Here is a 22,852-nt window from a genome sequence, read left to right as displayed (position 1 = left end):
CGGCCACGCTCTCTTCAGTGAAACGACCATGACGTATCTGCAGGAAACGAATCGCGCGACGATCACCGTCCCCAAGCTCCAGACCATGCGCGAAAACGGCGAGCGCATCGCGATGCTCACGTGTTACGACGCGAGCTTCAGCGCGCTGCTCGAACGCGCGGGCGTCGATGTCATGCTGATCGGCGACTCGCTCGGCAATGTGCTGCAAGGCCACAACACGACACTGCCAGTGACGCTCGCGGACATCGCGTATCACACGGCGTCGGTCGCGCGCGGCAATCGCAGCGCGCTGATCGTCGCGGACATGCCGTTCGGCACCATCGGCTCGAAGGAAGACGCCTATGCGAACGCCGTGCAACTGATGCGCGCGGGCGCGCAGATGGTGAAGATCGAAGGCGGCGAATGGCTCGCGGATACCGTGCGCTTTCTCGTCGAGCGCTCGATTCCGGTGTGCGGGCACGTCGGTCTCACGCCGCAATCGGTGCACGCATTCGGCGGCTTCAAGGTGCAGGGCAAGTCCGAAGCGGCGGCCGAGCAGATGAAGCGCGACGCCATCGCGCTGCAGGAAGCCGGCGCGCAACTGCTCGTGATCGAAGCCGTGCCGACGTTGCTCGCGCGCGAAGTGACCGCAGCGCTCGCGATTCCGACGATCGGCATCGGCGCGGGCGTCGACTGTTCCGGACAAGTGCTCGTGCTGCACGACATGCTCGGCATCTTTCACGGCAAGCGGCCGCGCTTCGTCAAGGATTTCATGCAGGGTCAGCCGAACATTTTCGCCGCCGTCGAAGCCTATGTGCGCGCGGTGAAGGACGGCAGTTTTCCCGGGCCGGAGCACACGTTCTGAGCGAATGCGGCCCCGCGCGGGCCGCGCTTCACGATCTGCGTTTTCTCGTACATACTGGCGAGCTTCTTGCGCATACGCTGCCGATAGTCACCAAAAAAGCGAGAACAATCATGTGGCAGGTCCTTCCCGATGAATACGTCCGTGCCCAGCTCGCGGTCGGCTCGCTCGTCGCGCTGGGCGTGGCGCGCGTGGTGGCCGCGGGAATCGGGGCGCAGCGCGGCTGGCGCATCGCGGCCGTGACGCGCTGGTTCATCGGTGCGGCGGTCGTGTTCTGCCTGCCGCAACTGGTCGAAGTGATCTTCGTCGGCGGTTCGCATACGGCGTTCGTCGAGTTGCAGGGCAAGATCATCGGCTGCGCGGTTGCGCTGTTTTGCGCGCCGATCGTCAGTCACAGGCTCGGCTACGAGTAACGCCGCGCGTCGCCGTTTTCATCCCGCGAGCGACGAACCCGGCACGCTGTGCGACAGCACCGCCGCCGCCACGAACACACCCGCCATCATCAGCGCTTCGACGCGCATCACGTTGATGACCGTATGCGCGTCCATCGTCGATGCCGAGCGCGACAGGCGCGGCAACGCCGACCAGCGGTTGAGCGCGCCGAGCGCGAGCGCCGCCGCAACCAGCAGCATCTTCACGATCAACGCATGACCCCACGCGCTCGCGGTCAGCACCGCGGCCGATCCGCCGATGCCGCGCCACGCGTTGAACACGCCCGTCAGCACGACGAACGCGACCGCGATCGACGCCGCTCGCGACATGCGCGCGACCGTGCGGATCAGATATGCGCGCGCAAGCGATGTATCGAGCGCCGGCAACACGAACGCACCCGCGATCACAATGCCGCCCCACGCCGCCGTCGCGAGCAGATGCAGCGTCTGAACCGCTTCGGCGAGCGAGAACGCGCCGGCATCGGCGGCATGGCCGATCGCCGATTTGCCCGCCGCGACGATCAGCGCGGCAACGAGCGCCATGCCGATCCGCGTACCGGAAAGCGCGCCGCCGCCCGCCGACGCGAGCAGCAACAGCACGCTGCCCGCCAGTGCCACCGACCAGCCGATGCCCGCGTGCGTGCCCGTCGCGACGAGCCACAACGCGCCGCCCGCCTGCACGATCGGCGCGCCGCTCATCGCCGCCGCCTGCAGCCACAACGAAGCGAAGTTGCACAGAACGAGCGCGATGGCTGCGATCGGACCGCCGCGCGCCGCCCGCAACCAGCCGCGCCGCGCGGGCGATACGGTCGCGAACGCCTGTTCGCGCGACAGCCACACGTTCAGCAGCAGCGCGCCGAGCACGCAGGCGAAGGCCAGATCGGCGAGCGCGGCGAAGGCCGTCTGCGCGAGCGAGAGAGGATCGTCGTTCATCATGCGGAACCGGGCGCGGCGTGAACGCGCATTGCTAAAGGGAAGGTCATCGAAGGAATTTTGCGGAGTCTGAATGAAGGTCCGCGGTGCAGCACAGCATCGAACACGAGCGAAACGCCTTGAATTTTTGCCGGACGCTTCCGAAACTGCATGAAGCACGTCGATCGGGCGTCTCGCATCGAGTCGAATATTTGTCGAGAGGCAATGAACCACACGCGCCTAGGAAGTTCGTCGCGGGTGGTCAATAGCCGCGCGGCATATTGTCGCGAATGCGCTGCAGCGGGACTTAGAGCGAGATTGTGTCAAATAGTCATCATCATGCATCGATGATAGAATGCCGCGTCGCATCAGAGGCTCGTCGAGCCGCTGTGGCCGTGGTCCGCCACCCACCGCCCCCTGCGTGGCCGTGGTTCGCCACCTTCGCACCGAGCCGCACGAAGCTCGGCAGGTCCCCGAATTTCATGGAGTGTCGCGTGTTTTCAAGACGCATTTTTCGTCCGCTGCTCGCTATGGCTTTTGCCTCGGCTCTGGTAGGCAGCGCTGGCGTTTTCAGCTCCGCCGCGCAGGCGCAGAACCAGCCGATCGCACCGGACACGATGGCCGCGCGCGTGCAAGGCTGTACCGCGTGCCACGGCGTTCACGGTGAAGGCACGGACAACGATTACTTCCCGCGTCTTGCCGGCAAGCCTGCCGACTATCTGTACAACCAGCTCCAGAATTTCCGCGAAGGGCGGCGCAAGTACCCGCCGATGAACTACCTCGTCACGTATCTCTCGGACGATTACCTTCATCAGATCGCGACGTACTTCTCGAACCAGCGCCCGCCGTATCCGACGCCCGTGAAGTCGAACGTGTCGGCCACGACGCTCGCGCGCGGCCAGCAGCTCGTGCTGAACGGCGATGCATCGAAGAACATTCCCGCGTGCGCGGCCTGCCACGGCAAGGGTCTGACCGGCATGCAGCCGGCCATCCCGGGTCTCGTCGGCCTGCATTCGGACTACATCAGCGCGCAAGTCGGCGCATGGAAGTCGGGCACGCGTCACGCGAAGGCGCCCGATTGCATGCAGCAGATCGCCTCGCGCCTGACGGACGACGACGTGACCGCCGTCGCCGCATGGCTCTCTACGCAAACCGCACCCGCCAACCCGGTGCCCGCGCCCGCTGGCTCGTTGAAGATGCCGCTCAAGTGCGGCAGCGAACCGCAATAAGGCGTCTGGAGCGACAACACAATGAAACGCAAGTCCCTGTTCGCACTTTCCTCGGCTGTCGTGGTGGCAGCCGTCGCAGCCGGCGCCGTCCTCTGGTCGGGCGGCGACAACCTGCATTCGGGCGGCGCCATCGCGGCGACGCCTGCCGACAAAGCCGCGCTCATCAAACAAGGTGAGTACCTCGCCCGCGCCGGCGACTGTATCGCGTGCCACACGGTTCGCGGCGGCAAGGAATTCGGCGGCGGCCTGCCGATGGCCACGCCGTTCGGCACGATGTTCACGCCGAACATCACGCCGGACGATCAATACGGCATCGGCAAGTGGACCTCCGACGACTTCTATCGCGCGATGCACACGGGCCGCTCGAAAGACGGTTCGCTGCTCTATCCGGGCTTCCCGTTCACGAGCTACACGAAGGTCACGCGCGCGGACTCGGACGCGATCTACGCGTATCTGCGCTCGGTGCCGCCGGTTTCCGAACCGAGCCGTCCGCATGAACTGCGCTTCCCGTTCAACAACCGCAACCTGCTGATCGGCTGGCGCACGCTGTTCTTCTCGGAAGGCGAGTACAAGCCGGATCCGACCAAGTCGGTCGAATGGAACCGCGGCGCGTATCTCGTCGAAGGCCTCGGTCACTGCGGCATGTGCCACACGTCGATCAACGCGATGGGCGGCCCGGTCAGCTCGGCGGCCTTCGCCGGCGGCCTCATCCCGCTGCAGAACTGGTACGCGCCGTCGCTGACGTCGAACAAGGAAGCCGGTCTGGGCGACTGGGACCTGAAGGACATCAACGATCTGCTGAAGACCGGCGTGTCGCAGCGCGGCGCGGTGTTCGGCCCGATGGCGGAAGTGGTTCACAACAGCCTGCAGTACATGACCGACGCGGACATCAACGCGATCTCCACGTATCTCAAGTCGATTCCGCAAAAGAAGGAAGCGCCGGAAGTCATGCAGCTGGAGACGTCCGAGAAGTTCGGCGGCGAACTGCTCACGCTCGGCAAGAAGGTCTACACCGAAAACTGCGCGAAGTGCCACGCGGAGAACGGTCTCGGCAAGCCGCCTGCATACCCGCCGCTCGCGAACAACCAGTCGATCCAGATGCAATCGGCCGTCAACCCGATCCGTATGACGCTGAACGGCGGTTATCCGCCGAGTACGGAAGGCAACCCGATGCCGCACGGTATGCCGCCGTTCGCACAGTCGCTGTCGGATACGGAAGTCGCCGCAGTCGTGACGTACATCCGTATGTCGTGGGGCAACCACGGCACGCCGGTGTCGCCGCAGCAGGTGAGCAACCTGCGTTCGGCGCCGCTCGACTGATGGCTTCATAGGTCCTTCGCCGGGACAGCGTACAATACGCATATGGGGCGCAGCCTTCGTGGCCGCGCCCCTTGTCTTTTGGTGAATTCGATATGCATGTCGGCGAGCGTTTCAACAGCATCAGCCATTTGATCGGCGCGCTGCTGTCGGTTGCGGGTCTGGCTGCGCTCGTCACGATGGGCGCGCTCGACGGTGACGCGTACAAGGTCGTGAGCTTCGCGGTGTACGGCGCGATGCTCTGCGCGCTCTACGTGATCTCCACGCTGTATCACTGCGCGCGCTCGCCGCGCATGAAAGCGATACTGCAGAAGTGCGATCACTCGGCCATCTACTTGTTGATAGCCGGCAGCTACACGCCGTATACACTAGTGACCTTGCGCGGTCCCTGGGGCTGGTCGCTCTTCGGCGTGAGCTGGGGGCTCGCCGCGCTCGGGATCGTGCAGGAACTCACGCTCGGGCGGCGAACCCGCAGCGTTTCGATGGTGCTGTACGTGTTGATGGGATGGCTCGCGCTCGTAGCCATTCATCCGCTCGTGACGGCGCTGCCGCCCGCGGGAACCGCGTGGCTGGTGGCGGGCGGCGTCGTGTACACCGCGGGCATCTGGTTTTTCATCAACGACGAGCGCATCCGGCACGGACATGGCATCTGGCATCTGTTCGTGCTCGCGGGCAGCCTGTGCCAGTTCGTGAGCGTCGCGCGCTATGTCGCGTGAGCGCCGGCTGGAACGGGTGCCGCAGCGTCGAAGTGTCCATCGATGCAACTAAGCGCCAGATGACGTGTCTTGATAGCACGTCGAACCTCGCGGCAACGCCCGGCGATCGCTGATCGCCAACTGGCCCGCCGCCCGATTTTCCTTCGAGCGATGCACATGCGCTCTGCCGGCCGAAACTTTTCGCCGTGGCCCATTCGCATGCGCGCCGTTCGACACAACGAATAAGCATCCAATTTATGTCCTTTGATTCACTCGGCCTGTCCGAACCTCTGCTTCGCGCCGTCAACGAACTCGGCTATTCCAGTCCCACTCCGATCCAGCTTCAGGCGATTCCTGCCGTTCTGAAAGGCGGCGATCTGCTCGCGGGCGCGCAGACGGGCACCGGCAAGACCGCCGGCTTCACGCTGCCTATCCTGCAGCGCCTGTCGCAACTCGCGCCCGTCACGGGTGGCGCCAAGCGTCCGGTGCGCGCGCTCATCCTCACGCCCACGCGCGAACTCGCCGCGCAGGTCGAAGAAAGCGTGCGCGCGTACGGCAAATATCTGAAGCTCAAGTCGACGGTGATGTTCGGCGGCGTCGGCATCAATCCGCAGATCGACGCGTTGAAGCGCGGCGTCGATATCGTCGTGGCGACGCCGGGACGTCTGCTCGATCACATGCAGCAAAAGACGATCGACGTTTCGCAGCTCGAAATTCTCGTGCTCGATGAAGCCGACCGCATGCTCGACATGGGCTTCATCCACGACATCAAGCGCGTGCTCGCGCGCCTGCCGGCGAAGCGCCAGAACCTGCTGTTCTCGGCGACTTTCTCCGACGAGATCAAGGCGCTCGCCGACAGCCTGCTCGATTCGCCCGCGCTGATCGAAGTCGCGCGCCGCAATACGACGGCTGAGACCGTCGATCAGAAGATCCATCCGGTCGATCGCGATCGCAAGCGCGAGTTGCTCACGCATCTGATCCGCGGCAACAACTGGTTCCAGGTGCTCGTGTTCACGCGCACGAAGCACGGCGCGAACCGGCTCGCCGAGCAGCTCACGAAAGACGGCATCAGCGCGCTCGCGATTCACGGCAACAAGAGCCAGTCGGCCCGCACGCGCGCGCTCGGCGAATTCAAGGCCGAGACGCTGCAGGTGCTCGTCGCCACCGATATCGCGGCGCGCGGCATCGACATCGATCAGTTGCCTCACGTCGTCAACTTCGATTTGCCGAACGTGCCGGAAGACTATGTGCATCGCATCGGCCGCACGGGTCGCGCGGGCGCGGAAGGCGAAGCGGTGTCGCTGGTGTGCGTGGACGAGCATCAACTGCTGAAGGACATCGAGCGCCTCATCAAGCGGCCGATTCCGCGCGAAGTGATTCCCGGCTTCGAGCCGGATCCGAACGCGAAGCCGGAGCCGATCCAGCGCCGCAGTCAAGGACGCGGCCAGGGACAAGGTCAAGGTCAGGGACGCCAGAATCCGCGTAACGGCGAGGGACGTTCGAGTGGCGAAGCACGCCGCGAAGGCGGCCGTCCGAACGGCGATGCACGCGGCGCGCGTCCGGCGAAGCCGAACAACGGCGGCGCGCAGCCTTCGCGCGATGCGCGCACTCACAGCAAGCCGAACGTGAACGCGGGTTCCGCGCCGCGTCGTCAGGAGCCGGTTCAGGCCGGTCAGGTCGCGAACTCGCGCAAGCCTGGCGGCAATCCCGGCGCATTGCTCGGCGGACGGCGCGACGCATTGCGATCGGGCGATCGCAGCCGTTGATGCATCTGTCGTGATTCAGGCGGCGACGCTCGCCGCCCGCTTCAGCCAGTCGAGTTGCTCGCGCCAGCGCGCGAGCGCCGATTGCGCTTCGGTCAGTTCGAAGGCGATTCCGTTCGTGAGTCGCGCATATCCCACCCGTTGAACCTCACCGCTCTCGATCGTGCCGACGAAGCACGCGAGCGGCACATCGTCGAGCGGCACGCGACGCACGTCCAGATGCACTTGATAAAACGCCTCATCGGATACGAAGGCGAGTGTCGCGCGTCCGCTCGCGGCGACAGCCTGCGCCGTCCGCGACGACGGCCACAACGCGAACGCGAGTCTGCGCGCATCCGGCGCGTACAGCTCACCAGCGCTCAACAAAGCGGTTCGCACGCGATGAGCCTCATCCGCCGCGCATAGCGAAACGGTGAAGCCGTCGTCGGCGCGAGCGAGCGCGCCGTCGAAGCGCGCGCGCAGCTCGGGCGGCCATTCATCGAAAACGGATTGCGACGAAAGCGACGGTCGGGGCGTGTTGTGATCGGTCATGAAAAGATGCCGGCTTTGCGCCGGCATCGTCGAACAAGGTTAGCGGAAGAATAACTGCGTCATCTTCGACAGCGGATAGTGCACGCCGGGTTGAATGCGCGCGGGCAGATCGAGCGGCTTGAGCAGCATCTTGATGGCCTGATCCGCCGACAGATTGCGCCGCACGAGCGCATTCACTCGCGCGGAGAGCTCGCGGTTGTACTCGACATCCTGCGCGCGCTCCGGATAACGAATCGCGAAGACGTGCCGCAGCGCGATCTCCGAATCCTCGCTTTTCAGTTCCACGACGCGCCGCACGAGCGCGCCGAGCACGGCCATGCGGCCATTGCCCTCGATCTTGTTCCACTTCTTGAAGAAATGGAAAAAGTGCTTGTAATGCCGCACTTCGTCCGTGCGGATGTTGTCGGTGATTTCCTTCAGCACCGGTTCATCCGAACAATCGTTGATCGCGCGATAAAGCGTGGCCGTTCCCGTCTCGACGACGCAGCGCGCAACCATCTCGAGCGCGCGCTTCTTCTCGAACTCCTCGTATGAACAAGTGAGCGAGTATTCGTCGAAGAAATTCCTGAACGCAGTGTCCCAGTCGAACTCGGGCCACACATGGTTGATGTAGGTCTTGAGCGCCCTGCCGTGCTGCATCTCTTCGGGCTCCCATTCGTTGTTGAGCCACGCCGAGATTTCGGGATCGTCGTGAAAATACTTGCTGAGATTGCTCGTATAGAGGTCCGTCCCGCTCTCGATGAACGAGCAGGCGCACAACAACAAGAGAAGGTGCTCGTTGGATGCCGCCTTCTGACGATCGATTCGCGTGAGATCGATGTCTTCGATGCGCCAAGGCATCACATGTGTACTGTCCGTATGCATATATCGCGCTCCCTGGCTGGACTGAACGCGCCATCGGCCGATGAGAAACGGCCGAGGTTCAGGCGACGCCGTGATTGGATCGACCCCGGCGCTGTTGACTTCAAGTGTCAGCGGCTTGTTTTCATCTTAGCCGCCCTGCAATGAGTTTGCAGACATGGGGACAGACTCACCCGCGGCCCGCCAGTTCCATGCGTTCCAAATTCTTACGATCTGGCTCGGTCGAGTCGTCGGTGCGCTGCAGCATTATTCATGCCGGTCGGCTCTGTATATGGTTGCGTCGTGTTCGAAATGCAAAAGGCGGCCGAAGCCGCCTCGATTGTTTCGCGCGATGCCGTCGCGCAGCGCGCCGTTACGTTGCGCGTCGTGCCGCGCGCATGCGCCAGGCGACGATCGCCAGCGAGATTCCCGACAAGACGGCAGCCAGCAACACGTAGTAACTCGGCGCGAGCTTGTCCCCCGTGACATGGATGAAGGCTTCCACGATGGTCGGCGCAAAACCGCCAAACAGCGTGACGCCGAGCGCATAGCCGATGGAAAGACCCGTCGAACGCACGCGAGTCGGGAAGATTTCGGACATAAGCGCGGGCATTGGACCGGAATACGCGGCCTTGAGAATGCCCGCGACCGATTGGAGAACGACCAGCGACGCGACTGTCGGATGCGCTTGCAGCCACGCAAACATCGGATAAATCGTGACGCCCATGAAAATCGATGTACCGAGCATGATGCGGATGCGCCCGAGCCGGTCGGAGAGCGCGCCCATCAACGGAGAGAAGATGAACTGAAGTCCGCCATTGAGCACCACGACGGCGAACGATGCGGTCGCCGGCAGGTGCAACTGCTTGACTGCGTACAGCGGCATATAGAGTTGCAGGACGTACACGCCGACCGTCGATTGCGCGACGATGCCCACGGCCAGCAAAAGATTCAGCCATTGATTCGCGAACGACACGCCTGGCGCGCTCGCCTTCTGCGCGGAGCGCGTCGCGAGAAACTCCGGCGTTTCGTCCAGATGCGAGCGGATGTAATAGCCAACCGGCCCGACGAGCAGACCGAAGACAAACGGAATGCGCCAGCCCCAGCTTTCGAGTTGCGGCTGCGGCAGCCAGGCGCTGAGTACCGAGCCGAACGCCGCGGCCATGATCGCGGCAAGCCCTTGGCTCGCGAACTGCCAGCTCGCGTAGTAGCCGCGCCGCGCTTCGCTGTGCTCGACCATGAACGCGGTCGCGCTGCCGAACTCGCCGCCGACCGCGAAGCCCTGCACGAGACGCGCGAGCAAGATCAAAAGCGGCGCGGCGATTCCGATGTGCTGATACGAAGGCATCACGGCCATGGTGAGCGTGCCGACCATCATCAGCAGAATGGCGAGCGTGAGCGCGGCCTTGCGCCCTTTGCGGTCGCCGTAGATGCCGAGCACGATCGCGCCGAGCGGGCGCATCAGGAACGAGATGCCGAACGTGCCGATGGCAAGCATCGTCGAGAGCCATTCGTCATTCGACGGGAAGAACGCCTTCGCGATGACCGTCGCGAAATAGCCATAGACGAGAAAGTCGAACCACTCGAGCGCGTTGCCGATCGACGACGAGAACACGATGCGGCGGATCATCGCCTTGGATGGCGCCGGGTGCGGCGCGGGCGTTTGCGCCTGCGTCGGAGCAGCGCCTTGATACACGCGTTCATTCATGATTTCTCCTATCCCGCTTCCATGTCGTGATGTCGGACCGAGGCCACGAGGCGCGGGCGCGCAGCCCCCTCGCCTGCACAATTGCGGCGATCGGATGCGTGGTTTTTTATCGACGGAGACCGGCCGACGGCGCGGCCTCCGATGGCAGCCTCAGAAGCCTGCGGCGAGTCCGTCGCGCCGGCTGTCGCTCGCCGCGACATAGCCGCGCTCCGGATCATTGCGATCCAGCTTCCAGATGTACTGGCCGGAGCCGAAGTCCATGTAGGGATCGTCGATGGACTTGATCGTGTGGCCGAGACCCTCGAGCGCGCGCGCGGTTTCGAGATCGAGCGTGGCTTCGATGTCGATCGTGAAGTCGCGGTTCACCTTCCAGCGCGGCGCGTCGCACGCGGCCTGCGGCTGCTGGCCGTAGTCGAGCATGCGTACGATGGATTGCAGATGGCCTTGCGGCTGCATGTCGCCGCCCATCACGCCGAAGCTCATGACGGCTTCCTGCCTGCCATCGACCTGCTGAGTGAGGAAAGCCGGAATGATGGTATGGAACGGACGCTTGCCGCCTTCCACGACGTTCGCGGACTTCGGATCCATCGAAAAGCCGCAACCGCGGTTCTGCAGCGCGATGCCTGTGTCGGGAACGACCACGCCCGAACCGAAGCCCATGTAATTCGACTGGATGAAGCTGACCATCATGCCGCGCTCATCGGCGACGGACATATAGATGGTGCCGCCCGCCTTGGGCATGCCGAAGTCGAAGTGCGTCGCCTTTTTCGGATCGATGAGCTTCGCGCGTTCGGTCAGATAGGCGTCGTCGAGCATCTGTTCCGGCGTGACTTCCATCGAGCGCGGATCGGCGACGTAGCGATAAACATCCGCGAAGGCGAGCTTCATCGCCTCGATTTGCAGATGCTGCGACTCGATGCGATCGACGTTCAAAGCGCTCACGTCGAACTTGTCGAGAATGCCGAGCGCGATGAGCGCCGCGATGCCCTGTCCGTTCGGCGGAATCTCGTGCACCGTGTAGCCGCGATAATCCTTGCTGATCGGCTCGACCCAGTCCGCGCGATAGTTGCGCAGGTCGTCCATCGTCAACGCCGCGCCGCCCGCGCGCGCGAACGCGGCGATGCGCTCGGCGATCTCGCCTTCGTAGAACGCGCGCGGACCTTGCTGCGCGAGCAGGCGCAGCGTTTTCGCGTGGCCGGGAAAGCGCACGAGTTCGCTCACGTCAGGCGCGCGGCCGTGCGGCATGAATACATCGGCGAAACCCGGCATGTCCTTGAGCTCCGGCACCGCCGCCGCCCACTTGTAGGCGACGATGCTCGCCACCGCATGACCGCGCTCGGCGATTTCGATGGCTGGCTCCATCAGATCCGCGAAGGGCAGCGTGCCGAACTTCGCGTGCAACGCTTCCCACCCGGCGATGACACCCGGCACCGTCACGGCGTCCCAGCCGCGCTTGGGCTGGCGCGCGAGACCGTTTTCCTCGCCGTACTTGCGCCGGAAATAATCGACGTTCCACGCCGCCGGCGATACGCCCGAAGCATTCAGCCCGTGCAGCTTCCGACCGTCCCAGACGAGCGCGAAAGCGTCGCCGCCCAGCCCGCATGACACGGGTTCCACCACGGTAATGGCCGCCGCGGCCGCGATGGCTGCATCGACCGCATTGCCCCCCTTCCATAGCATGCGCAGACCGGCCTGCGCGGCGAGCGGATGAGATGTCGAAACGATATTGCGGGCGAACACCGGAAGGCGCGGGGTGGGATACGGGTTTTGCCAGTTGAAGCGAGTCATTGAATGAAGTCCGAAATTCCAGCGGGCAGAACGTGCGGGCCGACCTTGTGGCCAATCCGGGCAAAGGGGGAATATTGCATTGTCCGCTTAATCCAAAACAAATTCATTTATCGTATAAATTAATGCGGATTGCGCATTAACCGGGCGATCAGGCGTCGCTGATTGCGTGTGCTCGCATGCCGATCCTTGTGTGCGCCGCCGCACGAACCTCAAGTGGATTCTTCGAATTCGCGTGAGCGATGAACCGCTTCTGCATTGATAAAAAGTCAAAGCCAAAATTTTCTCGGCAAATTTGGCACTTGTCAGACGCTTGCCTACAATCCCAATTCCCGGCATCCGCAGCACAAAATCGACGCGTTTGCCCGGCGATTTTTCAGTTTTCCCGTACAACGTTTCGAAGCAAAAAGACCCGGCTTACAAGGCCGGTTGCTTATGCCGTTCGGTCGTCATGGAGAACACAATGCTGAGTCCGCACGAATTCGCCACGCTGCTATTGGTTCAGGAAGCGCCTAATCAGGTCGACATGGAACGCGAAGAGCTCGACGCCCTGCTCGAACGTCAGCTCGTCCAACTCGAAAATCTCGCATCGGGACGTCAGCAATGGCGCCTCACCGCCACCGGCGACTCCACAGTCAAGGCTTTCAAGCGTTACTCGTAGCACGCGGCAGGACTCGGGACGCGGTGCAAGGCCGCGTCCGCTTCACTTTCCCTTCACCTAGCGTCAAGTCGCGTCAGCCGGCCCGCAGTGTCGGGTCCACTGCCGCACGCCAGCTCAACGCCTGCGCGCGCTGCTCCAGGAAGAACTTGGCCCACGCGCTTTGCGCTTCGGGGCCGGGGTTCGCGCGATAAGCACGATACCGTTCTGCAATCGCCGCCTGGAACGCGCAGAAGCGCTCCTTCTGCAACCCGCCGCGCCGTTCGGCCACATAGGCATCGTAGAAGGCTGAATAGACCGATTGCGCGTCCGCGCCGTAGTCGACGGGCGAGGTCCCGCACATGTCCTGCAGCGCGCTGAACGACGGCGCGCCCAATGAGCCGTCCAGGCTGGGCGTGCCCACGCAGCCCGTCAGAAGCGCCGCGCCCAGCACGCCGGAAATCAACAGCATACGCATCGCACTCACCCTTCAATCGGTTTCGTGCCGCCAGTATCGGACGAACACGAACGCCGCGCCACTCGGCCGAATGGCATAGGCCAAATCCGCATTCGAGCGGTCGATGTCGCGCGGCTTATGCCGTTCGGCCAGCTTGTCCGCGTCGCCTCGCTCCGATAGATTGCGCAAACGGACAGCGCCTTTGCTGCCCGAAACGTCGATGTCCGTTCGAACCGGAGGAGACCATGCAGGATCAGTACGTTCTCGCGCTCGATCAGGGCACCACCAGCTCACGGGCCATGCTGTTCGACCGGAACGGCAACATCGTGTCCTTGGCGCAGAAGGAATTCCAGCAGATTTATCCCGAGGCGGGCTGGGTCGAACATGATCCGCGCGAAATCTGGTCGACGCAGGCAGGCGTCGCCGCGGAAGCCGTCACGCGCGCCGGCGCGAGCGCTGCTTCGATCGCGGCAGTCGGCATAGCGAACCAGCGCGAGACTACGATCGTCTGGGATCGCGAGACGGGCGCGCCGGTCTATAACGCGATTGTCTGGCAGGACCGCCGCACGGCCGGCTTCTGTGACGAGCTCAAGTCGCGCGGCCTCGAAGCGATGGTGCGCGCGAAAACCGGTTTGCCTATCGACGCATACTTTTCGGCGACGAAAATCCGCTGGATTCTCGATAACGTAGAAGGTGCGCGCGACAAGGCGAAGCAAGGGCGGCTCGCGTTCGGCACCGTCGATAGCTGGCTCGTGTGGAATTTCACGCGTCACGGCTTGCATGTCACCGACGTCACGAACGCCTCGCGCACGATGCTCTTCAACATTCACGAACGCCGCTGGGACGACGAACTGCTCGACGCGCTCGACATTCCCCGCAGCATGCTTCCCGAAGTGCGGACGTCGTCGGAACGTTATGGCACGGCGCGAGGCACCGTGTTCAACGCCGATGTCCCGCTTGCAGCGCTTGCCGGCGATCAGCACGCCGCGCTCTTCGGCCAGATGTGCACGGATTCCGGCATGGTGAAGAACACCTACGGCACCGGCTGCTTTCTCGTCATGAACACGGGCGACAAGCCCATCGAGTCGCGCAACAACCTCGTCACCACGATTGCCTGGCAGATCGGCGATCACGTCAGCTATGCGCTCGAAGGCAGCATCTTCATCGCGGGCGCGGTCGTTCAATGGCTGCGCGACGGCCTCGGCCTCATCCGGCGCGCGAGCGAAATCGAGACGCTCGCGCGCGGCGTGCCGCACAGCGACGGCGTGTATCTCGTGCCTGCGTTCGCCGGGCTCGGCGCGCCGCACTGGAACGCGCGCGCACGCGGCACGCTCTTCGGCGTCACGCGCGGAACGACATCGAGTCATGTCGCGCGGGCGGCGCTCGATTCGATCGCCTATCAGTCCCTCGACGTCTTGAAAGCCATGGAAGCGGACTCGGGCATCCGCATCGGCGAATTGCGTGTCGATGGCGGCGCCTGCGCGAACGATCTGCTGATGCAATTCCAGGCCGACATTCTCGGCGTCGATGTCGCGCGTCCGCGCATCGCCGAGACGACGGCGCTCGGCGCGGCTTATCTGGCGGGGCTCGCGGTCGGCTACTGGAAGGACGTCGACGAACTCAAGGCGCAATGGCAACTGGAGCGCCGCTTCACGCCGTCGATGCCGAAACCGGAGATCGATTCCTGCCTCGCCGGGTGGCGCCGCGCGGTCAACGCCGCGAAGGCATGGGCGGACAGCTAACGGCTATGCATGGCGTATCGCACCCTTTCGCGTCATGCGGCGGTGCAAAAACCGCCGGCGTGCGGTATCCTAAAAAAGCTCGTGAGCCTTGCGGCTTGCCGGCATCGAGTACGTCTTCAGGGCGGGGTGCAATTCCCCACCGGCGGTATGTGGCGAGGCTTCGCGGCCGGACCACGAGCCCGCGAGCGCCCGCGCAGGATTCACGCGCGGGGTCAGCAGATCTGGTGAGATGCCAGAGCCGACGGTCATAGTCCGGATGAGAGAAGATGTGCAGATGGTCATGTCCGTCCCCTTGGCGATTTCCGCATCGTGCCGAACCGGACGCCGCCGCGCCTCTTGGCGCGTCGCCGTGGGGTGCCGTTCTGTCTGTTTGCAATGCCCTGAAACGTTTTTCGCTTACATTTCCTGCGAGAGCGTTTCACATGTCCCAGTCCCAAGCTGCCAACCTGTCGTTCGCCACACCGGCCGTCATCGCCGATGACGCTTCTGCCGACCTTCCCCAGCTCGCTTCGTTCGACGTTCCGCCGCGCATCGCCGCCGCGCTCGACGCCATGCGCGAAGGCCGTCCGGTCGTGCTTCAGGACGACGACGATCGCGAGAACGAAGCCGATCTGATCGTCGCCGCCGAAAAACTCACCGACGCCACCATGGCCCTTCTGATCCGCGAATGCAGCGGCATCGTGTGCCTGTGTCTGCCCGACGACAAAGTACGCGCGCTCGAACTCCCGCCGATGGCCGCCGCGAACGGCAGCCGCTACGGCACGGCGTTCACCGTATCGATCGAAGCGCGTGAAGGCGTGACGACGGGCGTATCGGCGGCGGATCGCGTCACGACGATCCGCGCGGCGATCGCCGAAAACGCGAAGCCGGCGGACATCGTGCGGCCCGGCCACGTCTTTCCGCTGCGCGCGATGCCCGGCGGCGTGCTCGCGCGGCGTGGTCACACCGAAGGCACGGTCGACCTGGCGATCCTCGCCGGCCTCAAGCCTGCCGGCGTACTCTGCGAACTGATGAACGCCGACGGCACCATGACGCGCGGCGCGCAAGTCGAGCGTTTCGCGCAGGAGCGCGGCCTGCCGATGCTGACCATCGCGGAACTGGTGGAATTCCGCGCGGCGCTTGCGGCCGCACGTGAATCCGTCGAGGAAGCGGCGTAAGGATCAGGAGAGCACGTCGCCGAAATCCCCGCGCACGCCCGCCGCGACGAGCGCGGGCAGCTCGTCCATGTGCTCCATGATTCGCGTGATGCCGGTTTCGCGCAGCACTTGCGCGTAGCCGGACGGAATATGGCTCGCGCCGACGAACGCGATGGTCTTCATGCCCGCCGCGCGCGCCGCCGTCAGTCCGGCGACGCTGTCCTCGACGACGAGGCAGCGCTCGGGCGCGACATCGAGCGTGCGCGCCGCGAGCAGATATACGTCGGGATAAGGCTTCGGCCGCTCGACTTGCTGCGCGCTGAACACGCGCGCGCCGACGATCTCGGAGAGCCCCGCCCGCCGCACCGACGCGCGCACGCGCTCCATCCGGCTGTTCGACACGACCGCCACCGGCAGGCCGCAGCCTTCCAGCGCGGCGCGCACGCCGGCGATCGGTCCGACCGAGCGCGCGAGTTCCACCGAGACGCGCGCCTCGATCGTATCGACGAAATCGGGCGGCATCACGATGCCGAACTTCGTCTCCAGATGAGTCAGGAAGCGCGAGGTCTGCTGTCCGAAAGCCGTCTTGACGACCGGTCTGAAGTCGATGCCGGGAAACGTCTCGGTGAGCACGTCCAGCATCACGCGATCCGCGATGACTTCACTATCGACGAGCACGCCGTCGCAATCGCAGATGAGATGATCGATCATGTTGGCTCGAATTACGTTGAGCCAACATGATAAGCGCTCAGCAAGCGTCGGCTGCTTTTATGTCCGAGGTAACGCGCGGGACATCCAGGCGCGCGGCGAACCACGTCACCGCGAGCGCGGCCAGCGCGACCGCCGCCGCGGCCCACGGAAGCGCGTCGAGACCGTGACCGTGCGTCAGCACCGCGCCGCCGAGCCACGCGCCGCCCGCATTGCCGACGTTGAACGCGCCGATATTGAGCGTCGAAGCGAGATTCGGCGCGTCCTTCGCTTTCTCGACGACGCGCGTCTGCAACGGCGGCACCGTCGCGAACGCCGCGATGCCCCAGACGAAAATCGTCAGGATCGCGCCGGTCTGGCTGTGGCTCGTCTTCGCGAACACCGCCATCACGACGGCGAGCGCGAACAGAATGCCCATCAGCGACGGCATCAGCGCGCGGTCCGCGAGCTTGCCGCCGATCGTGTTGCCGATCGTCAGCCCGACGCCGAACAGCACCAGGATCAGCGTGACGGCGCGCGGCGAGAAGCCGCCCACCTGTTCGAGAATCGGCGCGATGTACGTGAACACGACGAACACGCCGCCGAAACCGAGCACCGTCATCGTAAGCGCGAGCCAGACCTGGCCGTCGCGCAGCACGCGCACTTCCCGGCCGAGCGTGCTCGGCGCGGCGTCGTGGCGGTTCGGCACGAGCGCGGTCACGCCGAGCGCGGACAATACGCCCAAGCCCGCGACGATCCAGAACGTCGCGCGCCAGCCGAGCTCCTGCCCGATGAACGTCCCGAACGGCACGCCCAGCACGTTCGCGAGCGTGAGCCCGGTGAACATCAGCGCGATGGCGCTCGCGCGCTTTTCCGCCGGGACGAGCGACGCGGCCACGACCGCGCCGATGCCGAAGAACGAGCCGTGCGCGAACGACGTCACGACGCGCGCGACCATCAGCAGGCCATAGCCCGGCGCGAGCGCGCACAGCACGTTGCCGACGATGAACACGAGCATCAGCAACTGCAGCGCGAGCTTGCGCGGCAGCTTGCTCGTCAGCACGGCGAGCAGCGGTGCGCCGACCGCGACACCGAGCGCGTAGCCCGTGACGAGCAGCCCCGCCGATGGAATCGTCACGGAGAGATCGTGCGCCACGTTGGGCAAGAGGCCCATGATGACGAACTCCGTCGTGCCGATGGCGAATGCGCTGATCGCAAGCGCGAGAAGTGGAAGAGGCATGATGAGGTGGAAGGGTTTACACGTAGCGCATTGTGCAAGCCGCGCAGCGATTTGAGAATTGGCCTACCCTTTGAATTATTCTCAAACCGGATTTGAAAATGACGATGGATCGGCTCGGCGACATGCGCCTGTTCGTGGAAGCTGCGTCGGCGGGAAGCCTGTCGGCGGCGGGCCGCAAGCTGGGCCTGTCGCCGGCGGCGGCGAGCGCGCGGCTCATCAAGCTGGAAAAAGCGCTGCACACGCGGCTCTTCGAGCGCACGACGCGCCAATTGCGCGTAACCGACGAAGGCCGCGTGTATTTGCAGCATTGCCGGATCGCGCTGCAGGCGATCGACGATGCCGAAGCCGCGCTGCAGGCCGGCCAGAACGTCGTGCGCGGCAAGGTTCGCATTTCGGCGACATCGAATTTCGGTCGCTCGATGCTGAACGGCTGGCTCGACGGATTCAGCGCGCTGCATCCGGACGTGAAATTCGCGCTCACACTATCGGATTCGGTGTCGAATCTTTTGCTGGAAGAGATCGATCTCGCGATCCGCTTCGGCGCCCCGCCCGACAGCGGCCTCGCCGCCCGCGCGCTCGCGCCGAATCGCCGCGTGCTGTGCGCGTCGCCCGCGTATCTCGCGCGCATGGGCGTGCCCGAAACGCCCGCCGATCTGACCGGGCATGACTTCCTCGTCGTCGTTACGGCGAACGGGCCGCTCAACGAGCTCGTCTTCGTGCGCGGCGACGAGCGTTACGCGTACACGATTCCGCTCGCCGACGCCTGGGAAACCAACGACGGCGCGCTGCTGCGCGAATGGGCGCTCGCGGGCCACGGCATCGCGCATAAATCGATCTGGGATATCGCCGCCGACGTGCGCGCCGGCACGCTGCAGATGGTGTTGCCCGACTGGTGTACGCACGAAGCCGCCGTGCACGCGCTTTTTCACGCCAATCGCTACATGGCGCCGCGCGTGCGGGTGCTGCTGGACTTTCTCGTCGAGCGTTTCGAAAAAACGACGAACGACCTGCTCGGCGACCTGGCGTATCCGCCCGACGCGCGCGGGAAGCGTCGGGAATGGCGGCCAGAGCTATAATATTGGGTCAAATACAGTAAAAAGCGGTGCAGATCAGTGTAATTGCGCCGCAAATTCCCTCTTTAATCTCTTTTACAGCGCCCCCAGGTTAACCACTGCGACCGGCGACGATTCATGACCAAGAAAGTTTATGTAAAGACCTTCGGCTGCCAGATGAACGAGTACGACTCCGACAAGATGGTCGACGTGCTCGGCGCGGCGGAAGGACTCATCAAGACGGATACGCCCGAAGACGCGGACGTCATTCTGTTCAATACGTGCTCGGTGCGCGAAAAAGCCCAGGAGAAGGTGTTCTCCGATCTCGGCCGTGTGCGCGAGCTGAAGGAAGCGAACCCGAATCTGCTGATCGGCGTCGGCGGTTGCGTCGCGAGTCAGGAAGGCGCGTCGATCGTCGCGCGTGCGCCGTATGTCGATCTCGTGTTCGGTCCGCAGACGCTGCATCGTCTGCCCGCGATGATCGATCAGCGCCGCGCGACCGGCCGCGCGCAGGTCGACATCACGTTTCCGGAAATCGAGAAGTTCGATCATCTGCCGCCGGCGCGCGTCGATGGCCCGAGCGCGTTCGTGTCGATCATGGAAGGCTGCTCGAAATACTGCAGCTACTGCGTCGTGCCGTACACGCGCGGCGAGGAAGTGTCTCGCCCGCTCGACGACGTGCTCACCGAAGTCGCCGGTCTCGCGGACCAGGGCGTGCGCGAAGTCACGCTGCTCGGCCAGAACGTGAACGCTTATCGCGGCGCGCTGACGCTCGGTTCGAGCGAGATCGCGGATTTCGCGACGCTCATCGAATACGTCGCGGACATTCCGGGCATCGAACGCATCCGCTATACGACGTCGCATCCGAAGGAATTCACGCAGCGCCTGATCGACACTTACGCGAAAGTGCCGAAGCTCGTCTCGCATCTGCATTTGCCGGTGCAGCACGGCTCGGATCGCATTCTGATGGCGATGAAGCGCGGCTACAGCGTGCTCGAATACAAGTCGGTCATCCGCAAGTTGCGCGCGATCCGCCCGGATCTGTCGCTGTCGACGGATTTCATCGTCGGCTTTCCCGGCGAGACCGAAGACGATTTCAACAAGATGATGGCGCTCGTCGACGAGATGAGCTACGACACGAGCTTCTCGTTCATCTACAGCCCGCGCCCCGGCACGCCGGCAGCGAATCTGCACGACGACACGCCGCGCGAAGTCAAGCTGAAGCGTCTGCAGCATTTGCAGGCGACGATCGAGGAAAACGTGCAGCGCATCAGCGAATCGATGGTCGGCAAGGTCGAGCGCATTCTGGTCGAACGCCCGGCGCGCAAGGATCCGAACGAACTCGCGGGACGCACGCAGAACAATCGCGTCGTCAATTTCCCGGCGCCGGCAGAATCGCACGCGCGGCTCATCGGCCAGATGATCGACGTGAAGATCGTGCATGCCTATCCGCACTCGCTGCGCGGCGAACTGGTCATGGCGCCCGAGCTTGCGCACTAAAGACAGGAACTCAAGTTCACTTTGAAGAACGCTCCCACGCAGCATCTGGAATTCACCGCTCCGCGCGACGACAACGCGCGGCTCGCCAACCTCTGCGGCCCGCTCGACGAAAACCTGCGGCAGATCGAGCAGGCGCTCGATGTGACGCTTTCGCGACGCGGCCACAAGATCGCGATTCGCGGACGTGGCGCCAAAGTCGCGCTCGCGGCGCTCGAAAACTTCTACAACCGCGCGCGGGATCCGATTTCCGTCGACGACATTCAGCTCGCGCTCGTCGAAGCGCGTCATGCGACGCGTCGCGCGAAGGATGCGCGCGACGCTAACGGCGAAGAAGGCGAAATCGATCCGCGTTTTCGTGGCGATCCCGATCATCCGTTCGATGAACCGAGCGCGACGATCGATCTCGGCGAAGACGAAGACCACGGTCCGAAGCTCTACACACGACGCGCCGATCTGCGCGGACGCACGCCCGCGCAGCGCGAGTATCTGAAGCAGATCATCGCGCACGACGTGACCTTCGGCATCGGGCCGGCGGGCACGGGCAAGACGTATCTCGCGGTCGCGTGCGCGGTCGATGCGCTCGAGCGCGATCAGGTCAAGCGCATCGTGCTGACGCGCCCCGCCGTCGAAGCGGGCGAGCGGCTCGGTTTTCTGCCGGGCGATCTCGCGCAGAAGGTCGATCCGTATCTGCGTCCGCTTTACGACGCGCTTTACGATCTGCTCGGCTTCGACAAGACCGCGAAGATGTTCGAGCGCCAGATGATCGAAATCGCGCCGCTCGCGTACATGCGCGGGCGCACGCTGAATCACGCGTTCATCATCCTCGACGAAGCGCAGAACACCACGCCCGAGCAGATGAAGATGTTCCTGACGCGGATCGGCTTCGGCTCGAAGGCGGTCGTCACCGGCGATACGACGCAGGTCGACTTGCCGCGCGGCCACAAGAGCGGCCTGATCGAGGCGCAGCATGTGCTGTCGGAAGTGCGCGGCATCGCGATCACGCATTTCACGTCGGCGGACGTGGTGCGGCATCCGCTCGTCGCGCGCATCGTCGAGGCTTACGACGCGCAATCGCAGAAAGACGCCGCGCTCGCCGAGGCCGCGCGCGCTGCGCAACAGCAAGCGCAGAAGCCCGAATAATGCCGCGCCTCACGTTGACCCTGCAGTTTCCAGCGGCGAAGGCGTATCCGTCGCACAAGGCGATCCTGCCGCGCGCGACGGTCGCCCGCTGGATCAAGGCGTCGCTGTTCGCGGACGCCGAACTGACCGTGCGCTTCGTCGACGAAGAAGAAGGCCGGATGCTCAACCGCACGTATCGGCAGAAGGATTACGCGACGAACGTGCTGACTTTCGCGTATGCAGAATCGGAGGACGATCCGGTCGCGGGCGATCTGATTCTGTGCTGCCCGGTCGTCGAGCGCGAGGCGGCCGAACAGGGCAAGCCGCTCGCCGCGCATTACGCGCATCTGATCGTCCACGGCACGCTCCATGCGCAGGGCTACGACCATGAAGTCGAGAGCGAAGCGCAAGAGATGGAATCCATCGAGACGGATATCATGCAGTCTCTGGGATTTTCCGATCCTTACGTGCCTTCGACCTGAAGCCGGTCCGATGTCCCCGATGTTCCCAACGCGCCGTGAACGACAAGCTGCCCGAACCCACGCATCCCGAGTCACTTCCTGACATCGCGCCCGAGCCGTGCGCCGGCTATCCGCCCGCGCTCGGCGAATCCGCATTGTGGACGGATGCCGAACTTGCGGCATCGCGCGAGGCGGCGTTCGCGCATTGGGACGGCGAGTCGGACGTGTGGCTCTTCGGCTACGGTTCGCTGATCTGGAACCCCGGGCTGCCGACAGTCGAAGCGGTGCGCGGCAAAGTGCATGGCTATCATCGCGGGCTTTATCTGTGGTCGCGCGTGAATCGCGGCACGCCGGAGCAGCCGGGTCTCGTGCTTGCACTCGATCGCGGCGGCTCGTGCACCGGCATGGCGTTCCGGCTCGCGGGCGTCGGAGCGATCGAGCATCTCGACGTGCTGTGGCGCCGCGAAATGGCGATGGGTTCGTACCGCCCCGCGTGGCTGCCCTGTACGCTCGCGGACGGACGGCGCGTCGATGCGCTCGCGTTCGTCATGCGGCGCGATGCGGCGTCTTATACCGGCAAGCTCGCCGATCCGGTCGTGCGAACGGTGCTCGGCTGCGCGAGCGGCCGATATGGGACGACGCTGGATTACGTCAGCCGGACGGTGGAGGCGCTGCGCGAGAGCGGCATGCCGGATCGGGCGCTGGAGGCGTTGTTGAAGCGTTGCCAGGCGCAGGGCGGACGCTGACGTTGGCGCTTTTTGCCTCCATA

Annotated in this window: 22 protein-coding genes and 1 riboswitch; of the genes, 14 read left to right on the top strand and 8 right to left on the bottom strand. The window is 64.4% G+C overall.

What is annotated here, in order from left to right; genetic code table 11:
- Nucleotides 1-28: 28 nt before the first annotated feature.
- Complete coding sequence (gene panB, locus NCS03_RS02640) at nucleotides 29-844, top strand: 3-methyl-2-oxobutanoate hydroxymethyltransferase (RefSeq protein ID WP_034470688.1); 816 nt, start codon at nucleotides 29-31, stop codon at nucleotides 842-844.
- 110 nt (nucleotides 845-954) lie between these two features.
- The gene (locus NCS03_RS02635) at nucleotides 955-1,254 is read left to right on the top strand and encodes a hypothetical protein (RefSeq protein WP_008351402.1); all 300 of its coding nucleotides are present in this window, start codon (nucleotides 955-957) and stop codon (nucleotides 1,252-1,254) included.
- Between the two features lie 18 nt (nucleotides 1,255-1,272).
- On the opposite strand, the gene NCS03_RS02630 is transcribed toward NCS03_RS02635, so the two are convergent.
- Nucleotides 1,273-2,205 (bottom strand): CopD family protein, encoded by a 933-nt coding sequence (locus NCS03_RS02630; RefSeq protein ID WP_250507193.1) that lies wholly within the window; start codon nucleotides 2,203-2,205, stop codon nucleotides 1,273-1,275.
- Between the two features lie 461 nt (nucleotides 2,206-2,666).
- On the opposite strand from NCS03_RS02630, the gene NCS03_RS02625 reads away from it, so the two are divergent.
- The 4 genes from NCS03_RS02625 to NCS03_RS02610 all read left to right on the top strand — a co-directional run bounded on the left by NCS03_RS02625 (nucleotide 2,667) and on the right by NCS03_RS02610 (nucleotide 7,191).
- Nucleotides 2,667-3,413, top strand: a complete 747-nt coding sequence (locus tag NCS03_RS02625; protein ID WP_008351405.1) for a c-type cytochrome — start codon at nucleotides 2,667-2,669, stop codon at nucleotides 3,411-3,413.
- Nucleotides 3,414-3,434: 21 nt separating this feature from the next.
- On the top strand, nucleotides 3,435-4,733 hold the full coding sequence (locus NCS03_RS02620; protein WP_008351407.1) for a c-type cytochrome: 1,299 nt from the start codon (nucleotides 3,435-3,437) through the stop codon (nucleotides 4,731-4,733).
- 92 nt (nucleotides 4,734-4,825) lie between these two features.
- Nucleotides 4,826-5,446: a PAQR family membrane homeostasis protein TrhA gene (gene trhA / locus NCS03_RS02615; RefSeq protein WP_008351409.1), complete on the top strand. Its 621-nt coding sequence runs from the start codon at nucleotides 4,826-4,828 to the stop codon at nucleotides 5,444-5,446.
- A gap of 236 nt (nucleotides 5,447-5,682) precedes the next feature.
- Nucleotides 5,683-7,191 carry a DEAD/DEAH box helicase gene (locus NCS03_RS02610; RefSeq protein WP_175979824.1) on the top strand — a complete coding sequence of 503 codons (1,509 nt, stop codon included), beginning with the start codon at nucleotides 5,683-5,685 and terminating at the stop codon, nucleotides 7,189-7,191.
- Between the two features lie 15 nt (nucleotides 7,192-7,206).
- Here the strand turns inward: NCS03_RS02610 and NCS03_RS02605 are convergent, their stop codons facing one another.
- The 4 genes from NCS03_RS02605 to ggt all read right to left on the bottom strand — a co-directional run bounded on the left by NCS03_RS02605 (nucleotide 7,207) and on the right by ggt (nucleotide 12,055).
- Nucleotides 7,207-7,719 (bottom strand): PNPOx family protein, encoded by a 513-nt coding sequence (locus tag NCS03_RS02605; RefSeq protein WP_244807699.1) that lies wholly within the window; start codon nucleotides 7,717-7,719, stop codon nucleotides 7,207-7,209.
- A gap of 39 nt (nucleotides 7,720-7,758) precedes the next feature.
- Entirely contained in the window at nucleotides 7,759-8,583 is an 825-nt protein-coding gene (locus NCS03_RS02600) for a ferritin-like domain-containing protein (RefSeq protein WP_008351417.1), read from the bottom strand.
- Between the two features lie 349 nt (nucleotides 8,584-8,932).
- Nucleotides 8,933-10,267: an MFS transporter gene (locus tag NCS03_RS02595; RefSeq protein WP_008351418.1), complete on the bottom strand. Its 1,335-nt coding sequence runs from the start codon at nucleotides 10,265-10,267 to the stop codon at nucleotides 8,933-8,935.
- 150 nt (nucleotides 10,268-10,417) lie between these two features.
- Complete coding sequence (gene ggt, locus NCS03_RS02590) at nucleotides 10,418-12,055, bottom strand: gamma-glutamyltransferase (protein WP_250456577.1); 1,638 nt, start codon at nucleotides 12,053-12,055, stop codon at nucleotides 10,418-10,420.
- 460 nt (nucleotides 12,056-12,515) lie between these two features.
- Between ggt and NCS03_RS02585 the strand changes: the two genes are divergently transcribed.
- The gene (locus NCS03_RS02585; protein WP_008351420.1) at nucleotides 12,516-12,713 is read left to right on the top strand and encodes a hypothetical protein; all 198 of its coding nucleotides are present in this window, start codon (nucleotides 12,516-12,518) and stop codon (nucleotides 12,711-12,713) included.
- A gap of 73 nt (nucleotides 12,714-12,786) precedes the next feature.
- On the opposite strand, the gene NCS03_RS02580 is transcribed toward NCS03_RS02585, so the two are convergent.
- Nucleotides 12,787-13,167 carry a hypothetical protein gene (locus NCS03_RS02580; RefSeq protein WP_034470682.1) on the bottom strand — a complete coding sequence of 127 codons (381 nt, stop codon included), beginning with the start codon at nucleotides 13,165-13,167 and terminating at the stop codon, nucleotides 12,787-12,789.
- 224 nt (nucleotides 13,168-13,391) lie between these two features.
- On the opposite strand from NCS03_RS02580, the gene glpK reads away from it, so the two are divergent.
- Both glpK and ribB read left to right on the top strand, forming a co-directional pair.
- Entirely contained in the window at nucleotides 13,392-14,888 is a 1,497-nt protein-coding gene (gene glpK, locus NCS03_RS02575; RefSeq protein WP_250456579.1) for a glycerol kinase GlpK, read from the top strand.
- Between the two features lie 108 nt (nucleotides 14,889-14,996).
- Nucleotides 14,997-15,160: riboswitch (FMN riboswitch) on the top strand.
- 174 nt (nucleotides 15,161-15,334) lie between these two features.
- Entirely contained in the window at nucleotides 15,335-16,045 is a 711-nt protein-coding gene (gene ribB, locus NCS03_RS02570; protein WP_250433912.1) for a 3,4-dihydroxy-2-butanone-4-phosphate synthase, read from the top strand.
- Between the two features lie 3 nt (nucleotides 16,046-16,048).
- Here ribB and NCS03_RS02565 read toward each other — a convergent pair whose 3' ends face one another.
- Together NCS03_RS02565 and NCS03_RS02560 are read right to left on the bottom strand one after the other, a co-directional pair.
- Complete coding sequence (locus NCS03_RS02565) at nucleotides 16,049-16,735, bottom strand: HAD family hydrolase (RefSeq protein WP_008351424.1); 687 nt, start codon at nucleotides 16,733-16,735, stop codon at nucleotides 16,049-16,051.
- A gap of 37 nt (nucleotides 16,736-16,772) precedes the next feature.
- A complete protein-coding gene (locus NCS03_RS02560) occupies nucleotides 16,773-17,951 on the bottom strand; it encodes an MFS transporter (RefSeq protein ID WP_034470678.1) in 1,179 nt (392 codons plus the stop codon).
- 104 nt (nucleotides 17,952-18,055) lie between these two features.
- Between NCS03_RS02560 and NCS03_RS02555 the strand changes: the two genes are divergently transcribed.
- The 5 genes from NCS03_RS02555 to NCS03_RS02535 all read left to right on the top strand — a co-directional run bounded on the left by NCS03_RS02555 (nucleotide 18,056) and on the right by NCS03_RS02535 (nucleotide 22,829).
- Entirely contained in the window at nucleotides 18,056-19,027 is a 972-nt protein-coding gene (locus tag NCS03_RS02555; protein ID WP_200889180.1) for a LysR family transcriptional regulator, read from the top strand.
- Nucleotides 19,028-19,141: 114 nt separating this feature from the next.
- Nucleotides 19,142-20,503, top strand: coding sequence for a tRNA (N6-isopentenyl adenosine(37)-C2)-methylthiotransferase MiaB (miaB, locus tag NCS03_RS02550; RefSeq protein WP_008351429.1), 1,362 nt, complete (start codon nucleotides 19,142-19,144; stop codon nucleotides 20,501-20,503).
- A 21-nt stretch (nucleotides 20,504-20,524) separates the two neighbouring features.
- The gene (locus NCS03_RS02545) at nucleotides 20,525-21,643 is read left to right on the top strand and encodes a PhoH family protein (protein ID WP_250496614.1); all 1,119 of its coding nucleotides are present in this window, start codon (nucleotides 20,525-20,527) and stop codon (nucleotides 21,641-21,643) included.
- Entirely contained in the window at nucleotides 21,643-22,104 is a 462-nt protein-coding gene (gene ybeY, locus NCS03_RS02540) for an rRNA maturation RNase YbeY (RefSeq protein ID WP_008351433.1), read from the top strand. Before NCS03_RS02545 ends, ybeY begins: the two co-directional genes overlap by 1 nt.
- A 35-nt stretch (nucleotides 22,105-22,139) precedes the next feature.
- The gene (locus NCS03_RS02535) at nucleotides 22,140-22,829 is read left to right on the top strand and encodes a gamma-glutamylcyclotransferase (RefSeq protein ID WP_008351435.1); all 690 of its coding nucleotides are present in this window, start codon (nucleotides 22,140-22,142) and stop codon (nucleotides 22,827-22,829) included.
- Nucleotides 22,830-22,852: the final 23 nt, after the last annotated feature.

It is taken from the genome of Caballeronia sp. ATUFL_F1_KS4A (genome assembly GCF_023630905.1).
In the GTDB taxonomy this organism is placed as follows: domain Bacteria; phylum Pseudomonadota; class Gammaproteobacteria; order Burkholderiales; family Burkholderiaceae; genus Caballeronia; species Caballeronia zhejiangensis.
Note: the sequence above shows the minus strand (reverse complement) of the source record. Positions and strands in the feature narration are given on the sequence as shown.

Coding starts and splice junctions, on each gene's coding strand:
- NCS03_RS02620 (WP_008351407.1), top strand. CDS start 3,435: ATGAAACGCAAGTCCCTGTTCGCACTTTCCTCGGCTGTCGTGGTGGCA.
- NCS03_RS02610 (WP_175979824.1), top strand. CDS start 5,683: ATGTCCTTTGATTCACTCGGCCTGTCCGAACCTCTGCTTCGCGCCGTC.
- glpK (WP_250456579.1), top strand. CDS start 13,392: ATGCAGGATCAGTACGTTCTCGCGCTCGATCAGGGCACCACCAGCTCA.
- NCS03_RS02625 (WP_008351405.1), top strand. CDS start 2,667: ATGGAGTGTCGCGTGTTTTCAAGACGCATTTTTCGTCCGCTGCTCGCT.
- ybeY (WP_008351433.1), top strand. CDS start 21,643: ATGCCGCGCCTCACGTTGACCCTGCAGTTTCCAGCGGCGAAGGCGTAT.
- NCS03_RS02605 (WP_244807699.1), bottom strand. CDS start 7,719: ATGACCGATCACAACACGCCCCGACCGTCGCTTTCGTCGCAATCCGTT.
- NCS03_RS02560 (WP_034470678.1), bottom strand. CDS start 17,951: ATGCCTCTTCCACTTCTCGCGCTTGCGATCAGCGCATTCGCCATCGGC.
- ggt (WP_250456577.1), bottom strand. CDS start 12,055: ATGACTCGCTTCAACTGGCAAAACCCGTATCCCACCCCGCGCCTTCCG.
- NCS03_RS02595 (WP_008351418.1), bottom strand. CDS start 10,267: ATGAATGAACGCGTGTATCAAGGCGCTGCTCCGACGCAGGCGCAAACG.
- NCS03_RS02565 (WP_008351424.1), bottom strand. CDS start 16,735: ATGATCGATCATCTCATCTGCGATTGCGACGGCGTGCTCGTCGATAGT.
- NCS03_RS02635 (WP_008351402.1), top strand. CDS start 955: ATGTGGCAGGTCCTTCCCGATGAATACGTCCGTGCCCAGCTCGCGGTC.
- miaB (WP_008351429.1), top strand. CDS start 19,142: ATGACCAAGAAAGTTTATGTAAAGACCTTCGGCTGCCAGATGAACGAG.
- NCS03_RS02585 (WP_008351420.1), top strand. CDS start 12,516: ATGCTGAGTCCGCACGAATTCGCCACGCTGCTATTGGTTCAGGAAGCG.
- trhA (WP_008351409.1), top strand. CDS start 4,826: ATGCATGTCGGCGAGCGTTTCAACAGCATCAGCCATTTGATCGGCGCG.
- NCS03_RS02600 (WP_008351417.1), bottom strand. CDS start 8,583: ATGCATACGGACAGTACACATGTGATGCCTTGGCGCATCGAAGACATC.
- panB (WP_034470688.1), top strand. CDS start 29: ATGACGTATCTGCAGGAAACGAATCGCGCGACGATCACCGTCCCCAAG.
- NCS03_RS02555 (WP_200889180.1), top strand. CDS start 18,056: ATGGATCGGCTCGGCGACATGCGCCTGTTCGTGGAAGCTGCGTCGGCG.
- NCS03_RS02580 (WP_034470682.1), bottom strand. CDS start 13,167: ATGCGTATGCTGTTGATTTCCGGCGTGCTGGGCGCGGCGCTTCTGACG.
- NCS03_RS02630 (WP_250507193.1), bottom strand. CDS start 2,205: ATGAACGACGATCCTCTCTCGCTCGCGCAGACGGCCTTCGCCGCGCTC.